General features: G+C 61.7%; 2 protein-coding genes. Both read left to right on the top strand.

Annotation, left to right across the window (positions count from 1 at the left end; translation table 11 throughout):
* Positions 1 to 169 precede the first annotated feature (169 nt).
* On the top strand, positions 170 to 955 hold the full coding sequence (locus EN914_RS34925; protein ID WP_013528826.1) for a thioredoxin family protein: 786 nt from the start codon (positions 170 to 172) through the stop codon (positions 953 to 955).
* Between the two features lie 433 nt (positions 956 to 1,388).
* On the top strand, positions 1,389 to 1,578 hold a 190-nt coding region (locus EN914_RS34920), incomplete at its 3' end, for a DUF2794 domain-containing protein (RefSeq protein ID WP_127389665.1).

Raw genomic sequence — 1,578 nt, 5'->3', positions numbered from 1 at the left:
GATTGCCGCCCGAATCGGTTTCTATCCTGAAGCGCAGATCCTTCCTATTGCGGCGTTGCGGTCGGCTGCAACGGCAAAATTTCACCGCAACGTGACTTCCCGTTGACTTCCGGTTCTGCCACATATTTCAGCAATCAAGATAAAGCCGGCATCACCGGCGGGAATCGGAATGGCCATGGCCTCGCGAAAATCATTGTGGCTGGCAGCTCTTGCGCTGGCCTTCTCGGCGTCTGCCGGCGCCGGGCATGCCGGCGAATCCGATCGCGCCCAGACCGACCGGGTCCAGATCGAAAAGCCATTGGGCGTGGTCGAGCTGTTCACCAGCCAGGGCTGCAGTTCCTGCCCGCCGGCCGATACTCTGTTCTCCGAACTTGCCGCCAAGGAAGACATCGTCGCGCTCGCCTATCACGTCGACTACTGGGACTATCTCGGCTGGCAGGACACGCTCGGCCGCAAGGAGAACACCGAGCGGCAATACGACTATATGCGCGCCTTCGGCAGCCGCTCCGTCTATACGCCGCAGGCCGTCATCAATGGCCGCGTCCATGTCAACGGCGCCAACCGCGGCGAGGTCGATGGTGCGCTCGCCCGCATGGCCAAAAGCGGTGAAGGCATGCGCGTCGCCGTCAAGGTCAGCCGCACCAGCGATCGCGTGATGATCGACGCCGGCGATGCCGGCAACGGCCCCAGCGACGCCCATGTCGTCATCGTCTATTTCGACCCGCCGCAGACGGTCAAAGTCGGCGAGGGCGAAAATACCGGCCGCAAGATGACCTACTGGAACGCCGTCACCGGCATCCAGACCGCCGGCATGTGGCATGGCAAGGCACAGCGCTACGAACTGCCGATGAGCGAGATTGCCAAAAAGGGCGGCTGCGCCGTGCTGCTGCAGTCGGTCGGCAAGGACGGCATGCCCGGTCCCATTCTCGGCGCCGCATTCATCCACAAGCCTTGAGATAGAGCGCTCAAACCCCTGCCGCGGTAGCGCGAAGGTTCACCTATCACCAGCCAATAAAAAACCGACGTCAGCTTGCTTCTGACGCCGGTCATTTAGGTTTTGGGATCGTCGCTCCCGGTTCTTCCGAGGAAGAGCCGAGGTTGGTTCGATCCGACGCAGACCCGTGGGCGGGGGGCTTGGGGTTTACGAGCCGGTGCCGGACCGAACCGTCTCAGGCAACGCCGGTAAATTCGTCGGACATTGGGGCATGAGCGCGGATAAAAAAAGGCAGAAATGTGGCGGAACATCACCAATTCCAACACGGCGTTTCATAAAAGTGACTGGACGTGACGGAAACGGCGCGGCGCGGGGCTCGGTTCGCCGGGCCTTGCAATTCAGTCGCGAACACGCCAACTTTGGTTGGCAAAGATTCATTTTGAAGGATCGAGGCATGACCGATGACAGTGGCGGGACGGGGGATGGGGACGCATCCGCAATAATCCCGCTGCACGAGGCGCGACGCGAACGTCTCGATCAGCCGGTGCGGTTCGACCGACGCGAGCTGGACCAGATCCTCAGGCTCTACGGACGCATGGTCGCCGCCAATGAATGGCGCGACTACGCCATCGATCATCTCGCCG

Source organism: Mesorhizobium sp. M7A.F.Ca.CA.001.08.2.1 (assembly GCF_003998455.1).
Taxonomy (GTDB): domain Bacteria; phylum Pseudomonadota; class Alphaproteobacteria; order Rhizobiales; family Rhizobiaceae; genus Mesorhizobium; species Mesorhizobium ciceri.
This window is presented reverse-complemented; position numbering and strand designations above follow the sequence as displayed.

Coding starts and splice junctions, on each gene's coding strand:
- EN914_RS34925 (WP_013528826.1), top strand. CDS start 170: ATGGCCATGGCCTCGCGAAAATCATTGTGGCTGGCAGCTCTTGCGCTG.